2 protein-coding genes are annotated in these 1,583 nt (G+C 67.6%); both read right to left on the bottom strand.

All coding sequences use genetic code 11. The features are described from left to right. Positions 1 to 78: 78 nt before the first annotated feature. Positions 79 to 978, bottom strand: a complete 900-nt coding sequence (gene thpD / locus ACFWZH_RS39420) for an ectoine hydroxylase (RefSeq protein WP_384443356.1) — start codon at positions 976 to 978, stop codon at positions 79 to 81. Between the two features lie 94 nt (positions 979 to 1,072). Then, positions 1,073 to 1,489 carry an ectoine synthase gene (locus ACFWZH_RS39425; protein ID WP_384443359.1) on the bottom strand — a complete coding sequence of 139 codons (417 nt, stop codon included), beginning with the start codon at positions 1,487 to 1,489 and terminating at the stop codon, positions 1,073 to 1,075. Positions 1,490 to 1,583: the final 94 nt, after the last annotated feature.

Here is a 1,583-nt window from a genome sequence, read left to right on the forward strand (position 1 = left end):
GGCACAGACCCTGCTGTGCGGCGGCCGCGCCACCGGTCCCGCCGTGTGCCGTTACCGGAACCACGTCACCGGCCGTGCCTACCTCACCGGCGTGAAGTCCCGCGCCCCGATGTACTCCGGGCGCCGGACCGGAGCCGCGAACGGCTCCACCGCCGTGTTCTCCACGCTGTTGAAGACGATGAAGACGTTGCTGCGCGGGTACGGCGTGATGTTGTCGCCCGAGCCGTGCATGGCGTTGCAGTCGAACCAGGTCGCCGAACCGGCCCTGCCGGTGAACAGGCGGATGCTGTGCTTGTCCGCCATCTTCGTGAGGACCTCGTCCGAGGGGATGCCCGCGTCCTGCATCTGCAGGGACCGCTTGTAGTTGTCCTTCGGCGTCTCGCCCTCGCACCCCACGAAGTGCTGGTGCGAGCCGGGCATGATCATCAGGCCGCCGTTGGTGTCGTAGTTCTCCGTCAGCGCGATCGAGACCGACACGGTGCGCATGTTCGGCAGACCGTCCTCGGCGTGCCAGGTCTCGAAGTCCGAGTGCCAGTAGAAGCCGGAGGCACCGAAGCCGGGCTTCACGTTGATCCGCGACTGGTGGACGTAGACGTCCGAACCGAGGATCTGACGGGCACGGCCGACCACACGCGGGTCGGAGACCAGCTTGGCGAACACCTCGCTGATCTTGTGCACCTCGAACACGGACCGTACGCTCTGCGACTTCGGCTCGACGATGGAGCGCGGGTCCGCGCGCATCGTCGGGTCGAGCACCAGCCGGTCCAGTTCGGCGCGGTACACCGCGACTTCCTCCGCCGTCAGCAGTTCCCCGATGGCGAAAAAGCCGTCGCGTTCGAAGTCGCTCAGCTCGGACGGCGCGAACGGGCCGGCCGCTCCGGGCTGCGACCACACCACCGGGTCCTTCCGCGGGGTGATCACCTCAGCGGCCCCACGGGTCGGGTACAGGTCGGCGGTGCGCTCGGGTGCGGTGGTCATGGTGTTGCCTTCCTCTCCTCTCGTACGGAATCTGGCTCTGTGTGCGCGTGGTGCCTTCCTCGGCTCTGCCGGACGGGGCAGGTCGGGTGACGCCTCAGACCGCCTCGGGCTCGGGCTCCGGTTCGGTGAGAAGCGGGTAGACCCCGTTCTCGTCGTGGTCCTCACGGCCGGTGACCGGCGGGTTGAAGACGCACAGGCAGCGGAAGTCCTCCTTGATCCGCATGGTGTGCTTCTCGTGCCCGTCGAGGAGGTACATCACGCCGGGCGTGATGGTGTGCTTCTCGCCCGTCTCGTCGTTGGTCAGCTCGGCCTCGCCCTCGACGCAGACGACGGCCTCGATGTGGTTCGCGTACCACATCGACGTCTCCGTGCCGGCGTACAGCACGGTCTCGTGCAGCGAGAAGCCGACGCGCTCCTTGGCGAGCACGATGCGCTTGCTCTCCCACGTGCCGGACGCGGCCTTGACGTGGCGGTCGGTGCCTTCGATGTCCTGGAAGGATCGGACGATCACGGTGAGTCGGTGCCTTTCTGTGGAACGGTGAAGGAGCTCTGAGCAGGTCAGGCGCAGTCGCGGACCGCGCGGGCGAGGGTGCGAAGGCCCTCGT

It is taken from the genome of Streptomyces sp. NPDC059008, assembly GCF_042749045.1.
In the GTDB taxonomy this organism is placed as follows: Bacteria; Actinomycetota; Actinomycetes; order Streptomycetales; family Streptomycetaceae; genus Streptomyces.

Excerpts from the sequence above, each read along its gene's own strand:
- thpD (WP_384443356.1), bottom strand. The coding sequence starts at position 978 with ATGACCACCGCACCCGAGCGCACCGCCGACCTGTACCCGACCCGTGGG.